Annotated in this window: 16 protein-coding genes; 6 read left to right on the top strand and 10 right to left on the bottom strand. The window is 55.4% G+C overall.

Annotated features, from left to right (window positions below):
* Nucleotides 1–203 precede the first annotated feature (203 nt).
* The 3 genes from AMUC_RS09735 to nagB all read right to left on the bottom strand — a co-directional run bounded on the left by AMUC_RS09735 (nt 204) and on the right by nagB (nt 3,533).
* Nucleotides 204–770, bottom strand: coding sequence for a hypothetical protein (locus tag AMUC_RS09735; RefSeq protein ID WP_012420856.1), 567 nt, complete (start codon nt 768–770; stop codon nt 204–206).
* Nucleotides 770–2,407: a PA14 domain-containing protein gene (locus AMUC_RS09730; protein WP_012420855.1), complete on the bottom strand. Its 1,638-nt coding sequence runs from the start codon at nt 2,405–2,407 to the stop codon at nt 770–772. The genes AMUC_RS09735 and AMUC_RS09730 overlap by 1 nt, the downstream gene beginning before the upstream one ends.
* 382 nt (nt 2,408–2,789) lie before the next feature.
* Complete coding sequence (nagB, locus tag AMUC_RS09725; protein ID WP_102734592.1) at nt 2,790–3,533, bottom strand: glucosamine-6-phosphate deaminase; 744 nt, start codon at nt 3,531–3,533, stop codon at nt 2,790–2,792.
* A gap of 185 nt (nt 3,534–3,718) precedes the next feature.
* Here nagB and AMUC_RS09720 point away from each other — a divergent pair, with 185 nt between their 5' ends.
* Entirely contained in the window at nt 3,719–4,903 is a 1,185-nt protein-coding gene (locus AMUC_RS09720) for a class I SAM-dependent rRNA methyltransferase (protein WP_012420853.1), read from the top strand.
* Nucleotides 4,904–5,234: 331 nt separating this feature from the next.
* A complete protein-coding gene (locus AMUC_RS09710; RefSeq protein ID WP_012420852.1) occupies nt 5,235–5,516 on the top strand; it encodes a KH domain-containing protein in 282 nt (93 codons plus the stop codon).
* 14 nt (nt 5,517–5,530) lie between these two features.
* On the opposite strand, the gene AMUC_RS09705 is transcribed toward AMUC_RS09710, so the two are convergent.
* The 3 genes from AMUC_RS09705 to AMUC_RS09695 form a co-directional block, all read right to left on the bottom strand.
* Nucleotides 5,531–7,999: a phage tail protein gene (locus AMUC_RS09705; protein ID WP_012420851.1), complete on the bottom strand. Its 2,469-nt coding sequence runs from the start codon at nt 7,997–7,999 to the stop codon at nt 5,531–5,533.
* Nucleotides 8,000–8,087: 88 nt separating this feature from the next.
* On the bottom strand, nt 8,088–9,389 hold the full coding sequence (locus tag AMUC_RS09700) for a class I SAM-dependent rRNA methyltransferase (protein WP_012420850.1): 1,302 nt from the start codon (nt 9,387–9,389) through the stop codon (nt 8,088–8,090).
* Complete coding sequence (locus AMUC_RS09695) at nt 9,386–10,291, bottom strand: SDR family oxidoreductase (RefSeq protein ID WP_012420849.1); 906 nt, start codon at nt 10,289–10,291, stop codon at nt 9,386–9,388. Before AMUC_RS09695 ends, AMUC_RS09700 begins: the two co-directional genes overlap by 4 nt.
* Before the next feature lie 91 nt (nt 10,292–10,382).
* Between AMUC_RS09695 and AMUC_RS09690 the strand changes: the two genes are divergently transcribed.
* The gene (locus tag AMUC_RS09690) at nt 10,383–11,333 is read left to right on the top strand and encodes an enolase C-terminal domain-like protein (RefSeq protein ID WP_012420848.1); all 951 of its coding nucleotides are present in this window, start codon (nt 10,383–10,385) and stop codon (nt 11,331–11,333) included.
* 255 nt (nt 11,334–11,588) lie between these two features.
* Here the strand turns inward: AMUC_RS09690 and AMUC_RS09685 are convergent, their stop codons facing one another.
* Entirely contained in the window at nt 11,589–13,766 is a 2,178-nt protein-coding gene (locus AMUC_RS09685; protein WP_162610410.1) for a family 20 glycosylhydrolase, read from the bottom strand.
* Between the two features lie 110 nt (nt 13,767–13,876).
* Nucleotides 13,877–14,323: a hypothetical protein gene (locus tag AMUC_RS09680; RefSeq protein WP_012420846.1), complete on the bottom strand. Its 447-nt coding sequence runs from the start codon at nt 14,321–14,323 to the stop codon at nt 13,877–13,879.
* Nucleotides 14,324–14,500: 177 nt separating this feature from the next.
* On the opposite strand from AMUC_RS09680, the gene AMUC_RS09675 reads away from it, so the two are divergent.
* Both AMUC_RS09675 and AMUC_RS09665 read left to right on the top strand, forming a co-directional pair.
* Nucleotides 14,501–15,886 carry an MATE family efflux transporter gene (locus AMUC_RS09675; protein WP_012420845.1) on the top strand — a complete coding sequence of 462 codons (1,386 nt, stop codon included), beginning with the start codon at nt 14,501–14,503 and terminating at the stop codon, nt 15,884–15,886.
* Nucleotides 15,887–16,201: 315 nt separating this feature from the next.
* Nucleotides 16,202–17,680 carry an alpha-amylase gene (locus tag AMUC_RS09665; RefSeq protein WP_012420844.1) on the top strand — a complete coding sequence of 493 codons (1,479 nt, stop codon included), beginning with the start codon at nt 16,202–16,204 and terminating at the stop codon, nt 17,678–17,680.
* 69 nt (nt 17,681–17,749) lie between these two features.
* On the opposite strand, the gene AMUC_RS09660 is transcribed toward AMUC_RS09665, so the two are convergent.
* Nucleotides 17,750–18,202: a NanQ anomerase/TabA/YiaL family protein gene (locus tag AMUC_RS09660; protein WP_012420843.1), complete on the bottom strand. Its 453-nt coding sequence runs from the start codon at nt 18,200–18,202 to the stop codon at nt 17,750–17,752.
* 233 nt (nt 18,203–18,435) lie between these two features.
* On the opposite strand from AMUC_RS09660, the gene AMUC_RS09655 reads away from it, so the two are divergent.
* Nucleotides 18,436–18,921, top strand: coding sequence for a MerR family transcriptional regulator (locus AMUC_RS09655; RefSeq protein ID WP_012420842.1), 486 nt, complete (start codon nt 18,436–18,438; stop codon nt 18,919–18,921).
* A 162-nt stretch (nt 18,922–19,083) separates the two neighbouring features.
* On the opposite strand, the gene AMUC_RS09650 is transcribed toward AMUC_RS09655, so the two are convergent.
* Complete coding sequence (locus tag AMUC_RS09650) at nt 19,084–19,641, bottom strand: NAD(P)H-dependent oxidoreductase (RefSeq protein WP_012420841.1); 558 nt, start codon at nt 19,639–19,641, stop codon at nt 19,084–19,086.
* Between the last annotated feature and the right edge of the window lie 26 nt (nt 19,642–19,667).

Here is a 19,667-nt window from a genome sequence, read left to right as displayed (position 1 = left end):
GTCGTTATTAGGTTTCAGGCCATTGAACCCTTAATTCACCTATTTCAACTAACCTGTCCTTTCTCTGAAATAATAAAAAAATGTATCAAGAAACAGAGATAATCAGGGAACAAATGGCTGAACAATAGATAACTGGCTCTCTGGTGGGTGGGTTATTGGAAGAACGGGAACAATAGGCTATGTCCTCCAACAGTCTGGATTATTCACCGAGGAACTCCTTTGGGCGACCGGCGTGACAAACTAAATTCTGCCTTCCCTACATACACCCTCCGAGCATCGGGATACGAACATTCATCCCTGAAACGTACTTCCAGCTCATAGTTCTGATCATTGCGAAGACGGTCAAAATACGTCAGCAACAGGTAAGCTTCCTTGATGGGGACTTCATGCTTTTCTCCCGGCTTCAACGTAATGAAGCGCATCAAAGCCGCTACCCGTTCGATTTTATACCCGGCTCCATAACAGGCTATTGGATTCTCTATTTCGCCCACTCTGTACCCATATCTTTCCCCTCCCGCTTTTTTCCATATTTCGATACGGATATTAGGGCCGTCATCCTTGAGGGGATAGAAGTCGTCGAACAGGCGCACGGTCTTTTCGCCCTTGTTCGTGAACACCAGCTTGAAGTCAGGGAACGTCTCTCTTGCGTCAAACCGGGTCTTTTCCATCACCACGGAGCATTCCACTCCGTTGTCGGCCATGTCCCCCCACGCCGCGGCATGGAGGGACAGGCTTGCCAGAAGTATTAAATACCGGAAGATTTTTTTCATCACAGCGCGAGTTTGGCCGTCGCCCGGAGCTTCCCCAGGAAACAATCCTTACCCTGCTGATTATAGTAGCGCGTTTCCAGTTCACAAGAACATTGTTTCCAGCCTTCCAGATCGACTTCATCCAGGCATACCGGAATCGTGACGCTGTATTCCTGGCCGGGGGCCAGTTCCCGGTAGTTCAAGGAACGATTGAAGGTTATTTTCCCGACTTTCCTGTTCAGGACGCGGAAGTTCCCCCGTTCCGTCCTCAACACCGTCAGGAAGAAATAATCGGCTGTTTCGTCGTTGATTTCGTCCGGAATCCGGACAGGCTCGTTTCCTTCGTTGCGGAAGCGGACTGTGATTCTGCCCTCCCTGAATCGGGAGGTATCCGCAATGGAGAGGGTCAAGGGAGCCTGTTCCCCCGCAGCAGCCACGCTGCGGGCATACATGCCGTTGACGGGCGGAAGGAAACAGGGCGGTTCAATCGTTCCCGGTTCCGTGACTTCATCAGGTACCCTGCTCCATCCATTGGTCTTTGCCTGGGCAATAATCTTCCGGGTCGCCTCGTTCAGAACTTTTTGTCCGGCACAGTAGGGACGATCATTGGCATCATCCGGCAATACCAAGACATAGTTATAGACAGCGTCAGAATACATATTCCTCAACTCGGTAACGAATGGCTGCATATTTTCCAGAAACTCTTCCATTTTCGGAACTTTTTCACAGGATTCATGCTTCATTTCAAGCGTATCCTGTATTCTCAAATTGTCCCAGTAGAATTGGAAGGCGTCATTAAATTCTCGGCGGTGGTGTTCCTCGTGGGCGAGGGATGCCTCCTGAGTATGCCATGCGCCGAGTCTATGAGACTGGTAACGGTTCATTTCATTGACAGCATCTATAGCTTCTTCTTCGGTGACAGGGGGATTTTTAAGGGCATCCCTGTATCCTCCCGTGCGCAAGAGAATCCTGGAACCGGCGGAAACTTGCTGCACGCGCAGTCTCCACTCGTCGAGCACTTCATCCTTGCAAGCCGTTACAAAAATCTGGGGGGGAATGATATACGTTTCGCATATGCCTTCGCTTTCTTCAACGACAGGAGCAGGTTCTTCGAGCGTCACCTCCACTTTCCTGGACTCTTCACAGGTAATGGTGGATTCCTTTTCAATCGTCCACAATTTGATTTTGGGGGACGGTGAGAATTCGCGTTTCATCGTCGAGTTGCCTTCGTACTTCCCTTCCTGAATGGGTTCCCTGTCCATCGTCACATTGAACGCGGCAGCGTTGTTGCTGACGGGGGTGTAGGCATTATTCGTGTAAGACAAGGCCACCTTGTAATAGCCAGCTTTCAGGTACCTGGCACCCGTTGCCAGATTCAGCTTGCCGTTGGGCTTCGTTCCATCCTTCTCACAAAGTTTCTCGTTGGCAATGGAGATGCTGCCTGTGTCGTCGGCTTCCACGCCGAAATAATACAGGCCGTCTTCCTCGACCTTGATGAACATTTCCGGCGCTCCGGCGCAAGTGGCGTGTTCGCACGCCGAACCGTCAAAGTTGAACTCCATCGCGTCAACTCCGAGTTTCTGCGGGATGAGAGCCTGCTCCCCGTCGCAGATAAGCTTCGGACCGACCGCCTTGTTCAGTGGTATATAATTATTCATGTTTCTGAATTGTTTCCTGTTTGAGAACTAACCATTTAGTTCTCAAATGAACATAAGGAATTCCAGGAAGAACAACAACACGTCCCGGACGTGATGAAGGAAAAATCCCCGATTATCTCCAATAAAAATGGCGGATGCCATCCAGTGCCCGCCAATACATGTTAATAGTTTGAAACGTACGCTGCGCTGATGTGTGAATTAGCATACGATGATACAAAATCCTCCCCGCACAACCTCCACCCCTCTCCTTTTGCCTGCATAGGCGGCATTTCCCATATAACCTCCATGGAAAGAAGAAGCTTCCGCCTTCCTTCACCCCATAAAAAACGCCGCCTTTCCACGAAACCGGGAAAGACGGCATTTCCGTTACTAAAACGTAAAATTAAAGGAGGGAAGCAGCCCCCTTGTCCAGAAGAAACTTGGCGTTCGGATGCTTCTGAAGGTAGGAGGCGGCCACATCCACCGTCACAGGCCCCTGAACAGCCTTTTTCACGATGGACGCCTTCTTTTCTCCCCAGGCCATCAAAGCCACTTCACGGGCGCCCATGATGGTAGCCACGCCCATGGTAATGGCGGTGGTGGGAACATTTTCAATACCGCCGAAAGCGGGAGCAGCATCGGAACGGGTCAGTTCGTCCAGATGAACCTGCCGGGTGACGGTGGTATCATCGGAGCCGGGTTCGTTAAAGCCGATATGGCCAGTTCGGCCAATGCCGAGAATCTGGAGGTCGATACCGCCGCAATCCTTGATCTTTTGTTCATAGGCGGCGCAGTGGGCGGCAATTTCATCATCCTTCACCGTGCCGGAGGGCAGGTTGATGTTTTCCGGCTTGATGTCGATGTGGTTGAAAAGATTCGTGTGCATGAAGTACCAGTAGGATTCCGGATGGTCGCGATCCAAGCCGCTGTATTCGTCCAGATTGAAGGAAATCACGTTGGCAAAGGAAAGGCCTTCCTCCTTATGCATGCGGACCAGCTCCGCGTAAAAAGGCAGCGGAGTGGCGCCCGTGGCAAGGCCAAGAACCACGTTTTTGCCTTCAGCGGCGCGCGTACGGATCAATTCCGCAACTTCTCCTGCCAAAGCCTTGGCAGCATCCTGGGGAGTTTCAAAAGTTTCTACTTTCATAACGCGCCCTATTTTACTTCGTTTCCGGGCATTTTCAACCGAAATAGTCCCGGAATGATGCACAGCGGCGTACTTGCGCGAAAAATCCCAGGGAACGGAGGCCTCCACCCTTCCCACGGCCTTTCTGGGAGCCGCCCGCATTACCCTTGAACTTTCCACCCCGATCATGTATTGCCTTTCCTGACATGGCAGGTTTGATTATTTCTCCAAGAGCACGCATTTTTCAAGGGCACGACTGGGTTTACGGCACGGAAGTGCGCAAAATTTTCGGCAATCCGCAGCCGGGGGACGTCGTGGCCCTGAAGGATTTCAAGGACCGCTTTCTGGGTTCCGCCATGTTCAATCCCCATTCCCAGATCGTCGCCAGGCGCTTTTCCCGCCGCAAACAGGAACTGAACGGAGATTTCTTTTCCAGGCGCATCAGCCAGGCAGTAGAACTGCGCCGCCGCCGGCTTCCGGAAGAAACTCTCACCCGGCTCGTTTGGAGCGAATCCGACGGGCTTCCCGGCCTCATTGTGGACCGTTACGCGGATTATCTGGTCGTCCAGACGCTGACGATCGCCATGGAATGCCGCCTCCCCATCATCCTGAATGTTTTGGAAGACCTTCTTTCTCCCCGCGGGATTATTGTCAGGAATGATTCACCCATGCTGGCGGCAGAAGGTATTTCCCCCTCCGTCCGGGTGGCACGAGGACAGCAACCGGAACCTTTTGCCGCACGCAGCGGCAGCGTGCAATTCATGATTGACCTTCAGACGGGACAAAAAACCGGCCTGTATCTGGACCAGCTTGACAATTATGCCGCCGTGGCTCGCTTCGCCCGCGGACGCCGCGTGCTGGACTGCTTCTGCAACCAGGGCGGTTTCGCCCTGGCCTGCGCCCTTGCCGGTGCCTCGGAGGTAACGGCCGTGGACGTTTCCCAGGATGCTATGGACGCCGTAGCGCGGAACGCCCGCCTGAACGGAGTCTCCGTGCAGTGCGTCACGGATAACGCGTTTGACTTCCTGAAAAAGGAAGCGGCCCTTGTCCGGGACGGAGGAGAACACAAATGGGATTTAATTATCCTGGATCCGCCCTCTTTTACCAGAAACAAAAAATCCGTGCATGACGCCATGCGCGGATATAAGGAAATCCACCTCCGCGCCATGAAGCTTCTGGCCCCGGGAGGCATCCTTTCCACCTTCTGCTGTTCCCACCACGCCGGAGCGGACCTGTTCCGGGAGAGCGTGCTTGACGCCGCCATTGATGCTCCGGCCACCCTGCGTCTGATGCAGCAACACGGCCAAAGAGCGGATCATCCGGTTTTATTGAATATTCCGGAAACGGAATACCTGAAGGGGTTCACGTATGAACTGCTTCCCGGAAGATGATTTCATGACAATAACAATAACCATTCCTCCGGTCCCGATATTGTCAAAATGAAGTAAAAATACGATGCTATTTCCATTGAACAAAAACATCGTTCCAATGAAAAAATACTTGCGTATCCCCTTTTCCTCCACTATATTGCGCCTCGAGCAGGTGAGCGCTCGTTAAAAAAGCTCTCTGGATCTTAACCGATCCAGTTTCATAGGGTAGTTGGGGCGCCCCGGCCGTTTTACGGCCGGGGCGACTTTCTTTTTCAGGGAATGTCTGGAATTGCATCTTTTCAATCAGGCGGCTTTATAGTATGGTTCATGAAAATAACCCATATTTCCCTTCATGCATCCTGCCGTAGAACAAATCCGCCAGTACCTGCAATTGATCGCCCTGCAATTCGTGCAACACCCGGAACAGGCGGAATTGCGCGTTGCGGAATCCCCGCAGGGAGACGCCGTCCGCTTCCGCCTGATTCTGGAAAAAACGGACGTGGCGCGCATCATCGGCCGCAATGGAATGACGGCCTCCGCCATTCGTTCCCTGGCGAAGGCGGCTGGGGAAAAACACGGCATCAAGGTCATTGTGCATATGCTTTCCCATGAAGAGGCGGCTGAACAGCCGTAAACGCACTCCTGCGCCTATAATTCCACATCCAGCACCAGGGCCAGAAGGTTAAATGGAGCCGGAGTCTCCACACGGAGGGCAAAGGAAGACTGCTCATCCATACCATAGTTGTGAATCATCCGCACATAGCCGGAGTAAGGTTCGGAAACACCGTACCTGCCGGGCTGGAAATCCTTCCATGCCTCCGGAGTTCCCGTTCCGTAGCGGAATTTCAGGGTGCTTTCATGAAGCAGGACGCGCGCACCGAGCTGCTTTTTAAAGCAACCCAGCGTCTCAAGCGTTTCCAGGGGCATCGTCCTTACTTCCGCCGGAGCGGCCAGGCCTACGGATACTGTTTCCCCGTCCCCCCTTCCGGGACAGGCGGCATTCCCGGCTCCGTCAACGCTGATGTCCATGCATGCGCCGTCCCCGCCCACCAGAAAGGCGCCGCATCCCGCCAAATGGCTCAGGCCGGACAGCGTCTCCCCCTTCACGACAGCCTCCGTGCAGGCATCCAGGCAGGCATTCCCATCCGCCATGCATTCCACCGTAATGCAGGCCTCCTCCCCTTCCCCGCGCGCCACGGCAAACCATACTTCCTCGTCCGGTGTGTTGCGGGAACCGCGCAGGGACGCCACGGACAGAATGCGGCCGTGTTCCAGGCGGTGTGCATGCCACGCCACCACATTCTGTTCCCTGTTCAGAGTCATGCATACGGCGCTGCCGTCACCCAGAACGCACCAGACATGGAACGCCGTGCTCCTCTGTACAGTCCAGTCCACAATTCCCTCCCCCAGCAAATGGTCGGACAACAGGCTCACATCCCTTGTCTGGTAACCGTCGGCCTCCAGAGAATAAAATAATTCCCGAACCTTCATCCCGCCCTGCTGCACAAAAAGAAGGCTGTTTTCTACAGACAGGGCATCCAGGGAGGCAGACCCCACGCCGGAATGGCGCTCAAATCCGGCATTAGAGGCATTCAACCCTTCTGAATTGGTGGCGGACAGACGCCATTCCCCCTCGCTGGTTCCAATCATCAGCCCCCGGAGGGAAGCTATCCAGGAAATGCGGTTCTGCTGGGAAGCGGCCATTGTCAGAATCATGGGGGAATCCGCCGGAATGCCGGGCGTAAACGCGGAAAAATCATCCACCCTGCTGGCCCACAGCGTCTGGGGCTGCCCAGGAGTGCCTCCGAACCACAGCCGCCCCTGATGGAACTCTACCGTGCACGGATAACCGTTCCGGACCCCGAACGCACCAAAAGACCAGTCATTGGTATCACAGTCACTCAGCGTATGATAGGACAGATGAAGGGCACTCGCAAGATAGGCGCTGCGCGGGGAAACATATTCCTCCACCACCACTTCATGGTTAAAGGAGCCGGCTGATGCGCGGAATACGGGCGTTCCCGCAGAAGACCCGTCCTTGTAAGCCATGAGGCGGATTTTGTAGTAGGACATTTCCTCTTCATTGCCGCTCAGGGTGAAATTATTCCGGAACCCCTCCCTCTGCTGGAAGCTCTTCACGGAATGCCACACTAATTCCGGACGGTTGGGAAGGTAATTGGAGCCGTCCGGATACCCCCGGCAGATTTCCCACTCCGCATCCCAGGTCCCCGTCGTCTCCAACGTCCACGCGCCGTTGACATAAATGCGGGTACTGGCATCGGCCCCTTTTTCAAAAAAGGCCGTGTACCTCTCCGGGCGGTCCACCCCTTCCTGGTAGTCGCTTTCCCGGCTGAAATCGCGGATGCAGGTATAAGCCTGCCGCCAGCCGTCCTCCCGGTTCATGGAAAAAGTCTCTCCCTTGTAAAGATCCCGGCTCAGAGTCGTCAAATGGTAAAAAGGCATCTGGTTTCCCTCCGCCACGGTTTCTCCATATTTCCTGGTGATGCGCAGAAACTCCTTTCCCTCCATTTCCGGAGTGAATACATCATCGTCCGCCGTCGCCAGCAGCCTGTTGACGCCCCCCTCCCGCACCATGCGGCATTCCAGCCGCACGGCATTCAACAGGGAACTCTCATAAGGAATTCCGGAAAACTCCAACGCTTCCAGCCGCCAGTCATCGTCTGCGTAGCGGGCCAGCGTCATAGGCGGCGTAGAAGGTTCCACGCAGTAAATCACGTCATTCAGCTGCTGCATCCGGAGGTTGCTTACCTGTTCATCCGTCTTCCACGGAGTAAGCGTTTCCAGCACCCCGCCTTCCGTATCCGTCAGAAGCGCGCCATTTTTAAAATACCGGACGTAGCCGCGCCCCACTTCCAGCATGAACTGCACGCCCGTGGAGTACTTGAAGGAAACCAGCCTCACCATGCCCTCCCGGCATCCCGCGCGGGCGACCAGGCGTGTTCCCGGCCTGCGCCGGAGACCGCCGAAGGGGCTGACCAGAAAATTTATCAGCCGGGAGGCGCCACGGGACACGGGATCCAGGTCGGCGCGTCCGGCCAGCCACGGGGTCAGCTCCCCGGCCGTAAAACTGAGCCGCTGCAATACTTGTTTTGCCATATTCCTCACCACGAAAGCAGAGAGGGGCAAAGAACGTCAACACGCCTGAAAGGTTTTTCCGAAATGCATCCCGGGCCTCAACCTCCAGCTACAGGGCAATTGCCCACAGAACCTTCAGATAACGGCCCTCCGGATAAGTGCTCAGGAAAGGGTGGTCCCAACCGGGGCCGGTCATCGCCATAATCTGAAGCTTGCGCCCCTGCCGCTGGGCGGCCTTGATGACGGTATGCTCAAACTCCGCGGGGGAAAGCAGCCCGGAACAGGAACAGGTGACAAACAGGCCGCCGGGACGCACGCATTGCAGCCCCAACATATTGAGGTCATGGTATTTTTTGATGCCCTCTTCATATCCGTCCCTGCCAACGATGAATTTGGGCGGGTCCAGCAGCACGGCGTCAAACAGGCGGCCGTTGCGCACCATCTGGCGCGCATAGACAAAGGCATCCGCATGCACGAAGTCGATGCGCTGACGGTTGATATTTCCGTTTCTTTTAGCCATGGCGACGGCTTTCTCATCCAAATCCACAGCCGTTACCTCCGCCGCTCCGCCCAGCATCTTGGCGGCAATGGAAAAGCCGCCGCTGTAGCAGCACAGGTCCAGCACCGTGGCCCCCTTCACCAGGGAGGCGAACTTGAGGCGGTTGTCCCGCTGGTCACAGAAAAAGCCCGTCTTGTGCCCCTGGGCGAAGTCCACTTCATAGGTGATGCCGTTTTCCACAATCTTCACCAGCCTGACGGGGGCTGGGGATGCCGGCGCCTCCTCCGCCCGGATGCCCTCCATGCGGGCAATGCCCTCATCCACCTGCACCACATGGCGTTTTGTGCCGCACAGGCGGTGCAGCAGGGGCAGCCAGCGGTTCAGCCTCTGCCAGACGGCCAGCGTACTCACCTCCAGGCTCAGCACGTCCGCGTAACGGTCCACCACCAGGCCGCCCAGTCCGTCGGAATCTCCGTGCAGCACACGGTACGCATTAGTGGTTTCATCCAGGCGCAGAACTTCCCTGCGCAGCTTCACGGCTCGTTCCAGCGCAGCATCCAGGTCACGTTCGGCAAAAACGTCCTTCCCGTGGTACACCATGCGCAGGGGCGTGCGGCTGGACTCATTCCAGAATCCGGCGCCGAACAGTTCACCGTTCTTGTCATAGACGTTTACCAGGCTTCCCGGCGCTATTTCCCCGCTTACGGAGCCGAGCATGCGGGGGAACACGGCCGGATTGTATGTGAAATACTTCAGCTCCACCCAGGGCTTGAGCCATTGTTCGCTCCCTTCCGGCGACTTGTTGGCAAAAAGGTTCTTTTTGGGAGCTGTGCGCGGGCGGCCCGGCTGGGAACGGCGGTCCCGGTAAACGGGCCTGGGGCGGGAATCACGGGAATTGTGGAAATCATTCATGAAATGCTGGAGAGAAAGGTTGGATCTGCGGCATAGCGGGCCACGGCCATGTCAATGGCCTCTTCATACGCCCTCACGGGCTGCTTCATCAGGGAAGAGAGGCGTTCGCTGGACATGGCGGTATGCCGGGGCCGAGCATCCCTGAAACCGGCCTGTTCGTCGAGCTTTTGTTCCGCCACAGGCGGCAAAGAAGGCAGTAACCCGTGCTTCACGGCGCATTTCAGCACGGCCACGGCATAACTGTGCCAGGAAACAGGCTCTCCGGACTGACACAGATGCAGCACGCCGGACGCCCCGCTCTCATAAGCCAGAAAACGGAGCCATGCACATAAATCTTCCACCCATGTAGGCATGGACCATTTATCCGCCACAGCGGCCAGGGGCTCCCTTTTCATCGCCCGCCGCAGCACCATTTCCGGGAATGAGGGCCGTTCCGGATTGCCGAATACCCAGGAAACGCGGGCTATCAGAGCGTCCGGCATCTCCTCCCGCACACGGAATTCCGCCTCCAGCTTGGACTCTCCGTACACATTTACGGGGCGGCACTTCCCCTCCTCCGTTTTCAAACCTCTCCTCCTGCCGTCCAGCACATAATCCGTACTCAAATGGATAAAGCGCATGCCCTCCAGGCGGCAAATGCGCGCCATCATCTCCGGAGCCATGGCGTTGACGCAGTGGGCCGTCTCCGGATCATCCAGGCAGGCTTCCAATCCGCTCACAGCGGCGCAATTCACCACATGAGTGGCTCCGGAAGAAAGCAGAACACGTTTCAAAGCGCTTAAATCCTTCAAATCACAAAAGCCCCGTCCGCACTTCACCACCTCCAGGCCATGTTCTTCCAGATACGCTGCCAGACGGCTTCCCACCCGGCCGTCCGCCCCGAACACCAATGTTCTGTACATGACGCAGAGCTTAGACGTTTCACCCTCCAAAATCCAATGAAAACCTTTTTTCATCGTGACAAAAGAAGGAAAGGTTGTTTGAATTAAAGTTGTGTTTTACCATGAATATTCTTTAACAGCCTGCGGCCCTCTGAACGCCAGAGCCGCGGAAGTGTGCAGGAAGGGAGCCCTCATTAAAACGGATGAAGGCGGGTACGGCTGCATCCAGCCGTGGCCGGAACTGGGAGACGCCACCCTGCAAGAGGAATTGGACGCGCTCAGGAAGGGCCGCCCTCTGCCTCTGGGCGTCCGCGCCGCGGAGTGCGCCCGAACGGACGGGGAAGCACGCGCGAGGGGCGTCAGCCTGTTTGACGGTCTTCACATTCCGGAAAGCCACGCCACGCTGCCCTCCTGCGTCAGCCCCGCTACCATTCGCATCATGGAATCCAAGGGATTCAAGGCAGGAAAAATCAAGGCCAGCGCCAATCTGGCCGCCGCCCTAGAACGGCTGACGATGCTGGCATCCATGGTTCCCTCCTGGCGCTGGCGGCTGGACTTCAACGGATGCCTGAATGAAAACGATGCCCTGAAATTCTGGAAATCCCTGCCCCACCATCTGAAAACCAGAATAGACTTCATAGAAGACCCGTGCCCCTTCTCCATCCAGAGCTGGGAACGTCTGGTAGACGCCGGCATGCCTCTGGCCCTGGACATGGGTTCGGATGTGGAACACCAGCCGGCCATCTCCTCGGACCTGCCCATCATCCGCATCGTCAAACCCGCACGGGAAGCAACGCCGGAATATCTTTACGAACCTCCCGTCTTCACCACTGTCATGGATCACCCCGTAGGGCAGCTCTGGGCCGTTTACCAGGCGGCGGAATATTACCGCAACTCCCTGCCCACGGAAATTCCCCTCTGCGGCCTCTGCACCCACCTCCTGTTTGAGCCGGACCCCTTTATAGACCGGATGGGAGGCATGGACCCTCAGGCAGCTGTTCCTGGAGGCACGGGGCTCGGCTTTGACGAACTATTGGAACATATTCCCTGGAAAATACTGTGACAATACAGGATTACCCTGCTCCATTGAATCTACAATGAAGGGGCTCTTCCCGTGCCGGAACTGGACTCGGCTTCCCTTGGCCTGCCGGGACTTGCCGCTCCGATAACGCGCCGCCGGAACGCTTAACTTCGTATCCGTGTCCTTTGCATGCAATCAGAAGCCGCGCTTTTGCCAGAAGCGCGGCTTCTTTTTTAATGATGATGGCGGATACTGCAACCGGCTCATTCCAGCTCCGGATGCTCATCACGGGATTTTCTATTCCGGACGTGTGGAAAATTTGAGGCCGGGATACTCCTTCACATTGCAGCCGGGCGTCTTGGGGTTCACCAGCACCGGAACGAATGTGAACATCCACCGACGCGCGGAATTGTTGCTGGGGCTCTTTACCAGCACGCGGTTCCAACCCTTCTTAAGAGGAACCATGGAAGGCTCCCGGAAATGGTAGTTTTCATCCACCATCACGCCGCTGTTACGCGGCTTTTTCCATTGCGGGGGGGCAATCTCCCGGCCGTTCACAAAAAATTTGGGATCCGCATGAAACCACTTGCCGGGAACGCTCGCCGGACCGTTGCGCCAATCGGACGTGGCCCAGGTATGTCCGCTGATCCAGAAAGGCACCGTCTGCGCCTTGGGGGAATAAATCCAGGTCTGCGCGTAATAAGTGTGGTTTTTGTGGGGATAAGCTCCCATCTTTGCGCCATTGAACAGCGTCGGAAAATCGCAGTAATGCTTGAAAATGATGGTGGCCCCCGTGTAATCGTCTCCGGACCACTCATAGGTGACGCCGTCAATCTCGTAGGAATCCCTCATCTTCCCTGCCTTGTTGTCCTCCTCCGGAGCGAATTCCTTTTCCGTCTTACCGCCGTTGGGAATAGGCCCCAGCAATTTCCAGGGAATATTCGCCTGCCGTACGTAATTAAACTCCTTATCCACGAAAAAACGGTCCCGGATGGCGAGCACGCGGTTCTCGTAATCCGCAAACCCCTTCAGCAGAGGATCCCCCTGCACGGGCAGATTGGAAAAATACTTCATATATTCGTCCTGGTTGGGGTCTCCCAGCACCTTCTCATGGGGATTATTCCACAAAGGTTCGGAAACGAACGCCATGCCGGCGTAAACGGGCGTCTGAAGAACTTGGTTGCGCGGATCCGTAATTTCCAGGTCCGGGAAAGAACACAGCATCATGCCCAGTCCTTCCGCATTCCGAAACGGGCATGCCCGGCGGAAATACATGGTCATGGCCGTTTCAAACGGATCAAGGTGGTTCAGGTAAGTCTCCAGGGAATCAACATACTTCGCTCCGTCGGTAGGCCATGCGCCACGGTTCTGGCGGCCGGACCATAACTGCTGGATGGAGCCGTTATAGCCCTTCGGCGTCAGGCCGGGCTGCCATCTCATGGGAATGCGGCCGCAGAACTCCACTGCATGGATGTACTCCTTAAGAATCTCATTGTTCACCTGCTCATCCTTGCCGCGCACCTCGTCCGTGCCAATGTGGATGATGGGCATTTTCTCCTTGGGAACCAGGGAACACAACTCCTTGATCAGGGCCACCAGGGCTTTGGTGGCTTTTTCATCGCTCATCTTCACGTTGAGCGCCTTGCGGAACATCTGGCTGTGCCCCGGCATATCCATCTCCGGAATCAGCAGGATATTGCGCAGGCGGCAGTACTCCACCAGCTGCTTAAACTCCTTCTGCGTGTAAAACTTGCCAGGCATGCGCGTATAATTTTCGGGGGCGTTCAGCTCCGGATAAATTTTGGATTCCAGCCGCCAGCCGGGGTTCTCCGTAAAATGGAAGTGGTAAACATTCAGCTTGAGCTGCGCCATGGAATCCAGCTCCCGTGCAATCAGAGGCAGCGGCATGTAATTGCGTCCCACATCGTTCATGAATCCGCGGATTTCAAAATCCGGCCAGTCCACGATATCGCAGGCGGCAATGGTCGTCGTCCCGCCGCGGCGCAAAAGAAGCTGCTCCAGCGTTTTCATGCCGTAATAGAATCCTCTGGTATCCATCGCCGTAATGAGTGCGCCGCCGGAAGTTACTCGGAGGGAATAAGCCTCCTCCTTCAGCTTGGAATTTTCCGTGCCGGCTTTCACATCCCCCTTGACGAATTTAACGGCAAACGTCCCGTCCGGAGCCACCTTCACGCAGTGCTCCGCCAGAAAAGATTTCAATTCGGAAACAATGAACTTCATCTGTTCCGGATAGGAAGTCCTGGACGGAGACGGAGCCAAAATGCGTACGGACTGCACGGGAATGGCCCTGTCGTCCCAGCGCAGCTGCTGGGGTTTGGGAACCAGCGGAGGCCGGTCCGCCGGAAACAGCCTGTAATTGGCCCCGTTAGCCGGGAAAGACGGGGCCGTATCCTGCCCCCATGCTCCGGCGCAAGCCATGCACACCCATGCAAACGATAATAAAAGGAACTTCATGCGGTTCATAATACGCCCGCAATAACAGCTGCCTGTCAAACCTATCGTGTCCAACTTGCCGGAAAACGGGGTTCCGGCAGCATTTTTTGCAAAAAGACCAGAACCTGTGCTTACATGGCGGAGAATGGCTGAGCATCCTGCACGGCGGGGGCATCTTCAATTTCTCCGGAAATGCCGCTTACGGCCACGCCGCGGCGCACGGCGTAAAGCCCCGCTTCTTCCTCCTTCTTTCCGGCTACAAAAGCCCAGTAGTAATTGCTGCGGTCATGATAGCAGGCCCACTCTCCGGCAATCCCCGGGCGCGCTTCCATCAGCAGGGAATAAGAATCCGCGGGAGAAACTTTGAACCCGCGGGGCGTCCTCAAACCGGAAGAGGGAAAAGAACGGATGTCTCCCCTCCACACAAGATCCAGAGAGGAAGAGGGCAGCAGACCTTCCGCGAGGCTGCTTCCCGCCAGCACCTGCCCGGCGCCAAACATGGGCAGACAGGAAGAACCCATAAGAGCGGCGCCGCAAACGGAGACAAGACGCAGGAAAGGGAAAACGGACATGGTCATGGCGTGCTTCTGAAAAAGGCGGAAAGGACTCAACCTCCAAAAGCTTCCACAGTCAATCAAAAACAGCCCTCTCTCTGAAACTGGGGGAAAAAGGCCGTTTTCCGGACAGGTGGACAGCTTGACAACCCATCCGTGCGTTTTTATAGTTTGCCACCTGTTTTGAAAGGAGGAACGTCCATGGCAGCCCAGTCACGCAACATCGCAGAATTGGAAAACGCATCCGTATGGCGTCTGCTGATCCAGTACTCCCTGCCCTCCATCGCCGGCATGGTGGTATACTCCCTGTACAACATCATTGACAGCGTGTTTATCGGTCACGGCGTGGGGCCTCTGGCCCTGTCCGGCCTGGCCGTCACCTTCCCCATCATGAACCTGACTTTCGCCCTGGGCACGCTGGTAGGCATCGGCGGGGCGGCCATCAGCTCCATCCGGCTGGGAAGAAAAGACCAGGAAGGAACTGAGCGTACGCTTGGCAACGTCCTCATCATGAGTCTGATTGCCGCTGTGGTGCTGGTGATTCCCACGCTTCTTTTCCTTACGGAAATCCTGACCGCCTTCGGCGCCAGCGGGCAAACCCTCACCTATGCGTACGACTTCATGCTTATTACCTTGCTGGGCCTGCCCGTCACGTACGTCTTCTTCAACCTCAATCATGTGATGAGAGCTACCGGCTACCCTAAAAAAGCCATGGGCTCCACCCTTCTTTCCGTAGGAATCAACATCATTCTGGCTCCCATCTTCATCTTCTGGTTCAAATGGGGCATTACCGGAGCAGCCGTGGCCACCCTTCTCGCCCAGGTCGTCGGCATGGTGCGCGTGCTGTTACACTTTTCCGATGCGGCCAGCACGGTCCACTTCCGCCGCGGCATCTGGCAGCTGCGCAAGACCATCGTCACCGGCATCCTGTCCATCGGGATGGCTCCCTGCCTGGTAAACGTCTGCGGCAGCGCGGTCACCGTCGCCATCAACAGGCAACTTGCGGATCACGGGGGGGACCTGGCCATCGGGGCCTACGGCATCATCAACCGCATTCTTATTCTGTTCGCCATGCTCGTCATCGGCCTCACTCAGGGAATGCAGCCCATCATCGGCTACAACCACGGAGCCATGAAGCCGGGCCGCGTTCTGCTCACCCTTAAATACGGAGTTCTGGCAGGGACATCCTTCACCACGCTGGGATTCCTGGCCTGCGTCTTCTTTCCCCGCGGCATTGCCGGGCTCTTCACGGATGACGCCTCGCTCATCAGCCTGGCGGCCAACGGTCTGATCATCTGCGTGCTGGCCTTTCCGCTCATCGGCAGCCAGATCATCATCGGGAACTTCTTCCAGGCCATTGGAAAAGCCCGTCTGGCAATCTTCCTGTCCCTGACGCGCCAAATGCTCTTCCTCCTGCCGTTCCTGCTGGTCCTGCCCCGTTTCTGGGGACAGGACGGAGTCTGGGCATCCCTTCCTCTGGCAGACGTGCTTTCCTTTATCGTCACCCTGCTCTTCATCCGCCGGTTCCTGAAATACTACCGGCTGAAAAACAGGCACTACCTGGTTCCCGGCACGGGAAAGGCATAACCTTTCTCCCCACCTGTCTTACTTACACGAACCCTCGTTCCCGGCCCATTCTTTCCGGGGTGCGGCAGGGGGGAGTGAAACCGCTTTTTCCCATCCTTCGGAGAAAAACCCTTCCCGCCTACCGTTTTGCCGCTGGCATTCTTGCAGGACATAAGACCGGCAGTATGCCTAACGCGCCGTACTTTCAGGACTCTATTCTGTTGGGGGCTTCGTATGGATTCATCATCCGGAACCTCGCCCGGGAAAACCGCTTTTTCCACCGGACAGCCCCTGGAAGCACGACAACCCGAACGGTATGACAAGGAATCAGATCAAATGAAAAACGGAATCATGATGCAGTATTTTGAGTGGAATCTGCCCAACGACGGACAGTTTTGGAACAAGTTGAAGGAAGACGCCCCCCACCTGGAGGAAATGGGTGTTACGGCCGTCTGGATTCCTCCAGCCTACAAAGGGAAGGAACAAAATGACGTAGGATACGGCACCTATGATCTTTTTGACCTGGGGGAATTCGACCAGAAAAACACCGTCCGCACCAAATACGGCACCAGGCAGGAACTCCAGGAGGCCATCAAGGCTCTTCATGAACACCATGTAGGCGTTTATCTGGATGCCGTCATGAACCACAAAGCAGGGGCGGACTATACGGAAAAATTCATGGCCAAGGAAGTGGACCAGCAGAACCGCGACAAGGAAATTACGGATGCCTACGAGATTGAAGGCTGGACCGGCTTCAACTTTCCCGGCCGCGGAAACAAATATTCCGACTTCAAATGGCACTGGTACCACTTCACCGGAACGGACTATGACGCACGCACGGAAAAAACCTCCATTTTCAAGATTATGGGAGACGGCAAAAGCTGGAGCGAAGGCGTGGATGAAGAAAACGGCAACTACGACTACCTTATGTTCGCCAATCTGGACTTCAACCACCCGGAAGTGGTGAAAGAAATGGAAAGATGGGGAATATGGGTATCCCGGGAACTGGATCTGGACGGCATGAGGCTGGACGCCATCAAGCATATCAATGACGAATTCATCAGGAAATTCCTGGCAGCCGTCCGCAAGGAAAGGGGAGCAGACTTCTACGCCGTGGGCGAATACTGGAAACAGGATCTGGAATCCCTGGACGATTACCTCAAGGAGGAACGCTACAAAGTGGACCTGTTTGACGTCCCCCTGCACTACAACATGTACCAGGCCTCCAAGCAGGGCCGCGATTACGACCTTTCCAAAATTCTGGACGGAACCCTGGTTCAGAACCACCCTACGCTGGCCGTTACCTTTGTGGACAACCATGATTCCCAGTGGGGCAGTTCCCTGGAATCAGCTGTGGAAGACTGGTTCAAACCCTCCGCCTATGCGCTCATCCTGCTCATGAAGGAAGGTTATCCCTGCATCTTCTACGGGGACTATTACGGTGTGAGCGGCAACCCGCCCATGCACCGCGCCATCATCGACAATCTGCTGGAAATCCGTAAAAACCATGCTTTCGGGGAACAAAATTACTACTTTGACCACCCGAACACCATCGGCTTCACCCGTGTGGGAGATGAAGAGCACCCGCATTCCGGCGTGGCTGTGCTCATTTCCAATGGAGAGGATGGAGACAAAGTCATGAACGTGGGCAAGCAGCACGCAGGGGAAACTTGGAAGGAAGCCACCGGCAACGTGGAGGAAACCGTCTCCATTGACGGGGAAGGCAACGGCCGGTTTCTTGTCCACGGCGGCAATGTGGCCGTATGGATTCCGGAAAACGCTTTACAGGACGCCCGGAAGGAAGACGGAAAATAACGCAACTCCCGCCCGCAAATTGAAGAAACGGCCTGTTCTCCATTCCGGACTGTTTTTCCGGAATGAGGTTCAGGCCGTTCTGACTTTAATCACCAGTTTCAGAATCTTTCCTTCCCCAATGCAGCCGGCATGCGCATCCTCCGGGAAAAAAATGGCGAACTGCCCCGGTTTCACGACAAAAGAGGTGTCCGGAGCATCATCATAATGCTGCGCGTCCTTTTCCCTGTTGAACGGTTCGGAAGGCTTTTCCAGCGCCGCGCGCTCTTTCCACATGAATCCCTCTTCCCGGGAAAGGGGCACGTGAATGTCAATAAACCGGTCATGCACTTCCATGCGGGCGTTCTCCCGCTTCTTCATCACCGGTTCATTCACCATCACGGTCAGGGCGTCTTCCTCCAGGACATGGCGGCCGGTTTCCAGGGTTGCCGGAGCAATCTCCCTGATAAAATCGAAAGCTCTCCTGAACAGGGAATTCAACATTTCGTAACGGGCGGAATCGGAAAGGGAGGCAATAATCATCATTACAGGCTCCGTCCCCGGAGCGGGCTTCATTGTAACGGGGAGGAAAAGCCAGTCAACTCATTTGCCCCCCTTCCCCCGATATTCCGACGCACAGCCCGATCCTTCCTCCACGGAATGGAGTTACCGCCGTTTTCCTTGGCCTTTAAATACGTTATTCCCGTGAAGCACAGTAAAAAACTTGTCATCCGGCAACGCCTCGTATATTGGAGTAACTGTAAGCTATCAGTCACACGATGATTAAACAGAAAAATCCATCCGGCACCTACCGCCCTTCTTATGACCGCACCCCCAGATACACTGTCAAGCAGGTTGCGGAAATGATGGAAATGTCAGCCTACACCATCCGGTATTACGAAAACGCCGGATTAATCCCGGACGTGGACCGCAGCGGAGGGAATGCCCGTATGTTTTCCGACTACACCCTGGGGTGGCTCCGCCTGGTCCACTGCCTCCGGATGACGGGCCTCCCGATTGAAGGCGTCAAGCACTACATCGACCTGTGCCAGGAAGGGGATTCCACCATTCCGGAGCGCGCCGAACTGATCTTCAAGCAAGAGAAAAGTCTCCGGGAACAGCTCCGAATCCTGAAAAAACAAATGGAAGTGTTGAAATACAAGAAAAAATTTTATCAGGATCTTTTAGACAACCGCAGGCCGGACAGCTGCAATCCGCTGAACTACATCAGCGCCAGCGAGCCGAACATCGCGCCTGAGGAATAAACCCTCCCTTAAATCCTCAACAGACGTCGGCCGGGATTTCCAATGAGGAATCCCGGCCGCTCTGCGTTCTTATTTGCTTCCTGCCGCCTCCGCATACATGAAATTCATGCAGTCATCGGATAGAGGGCAATTGAAGGCCATAGCGTCGAAATTATTCAAACATCAGAGCGCTTCAAGTAACCGGATAAGACGTTCAGCGTGTTCCACCGATGCTCCCTTTTGCTGCTCGATAAGTTCCGGTGTCGTACGATTGCCGTAACTTATGCCGCAGGTATAAACACTGCCGCAGTATTCCATTTGAGTCAGTCGGCAGACAGCCTTGTAGCATGGCAGAAATTCATCAATCGCGTAGCCCATGGCCCCTTCACGGCTATACAGCGTTTCGGGCGCTCCCGTTGTGAAAGAGAGAATGAGTTTCTTGCCCTTGAGCTTGTCTCCGGTACTGCCGTGTGAAAAGCCGTGACGAAAAGTTTCTTCCATCCAGCGTTCCAATATGGAGGGTGCGGAGTACCAAAAGAGAGGGAATTGCAATACAATGATGTCTGCCCACAGCAATTTCTGTTGTTCGGCTTCCACGTCGATCTTGAAATCGGGATAAAGTTCGTCAAGCTTTACGAGTTCAGCTTCCGGCAGCCGCTCGTTCAAGGTTTCAAGGATTGTCTTATTGGCTACAGATGCGGCAAGGTTTGTATGGCCGCTGATAATCAATATATTTTTCATATTCTTTCTTTTTACTGTTATTTGTT

Source organism: Akkermansia muciniphila ATCC BAA-835 (assembly GCF_000020225.1).
GTDB lineage: Bacteria > Verrucomicrobiota > Verrucomicrobiia > Verrucomicrobiales > Akkermansiaceae > Akkermansia > Akkermansia muciniphila.
This window is presented reverse-complemented; position numbering and strand designations above follow the sequence as displayed.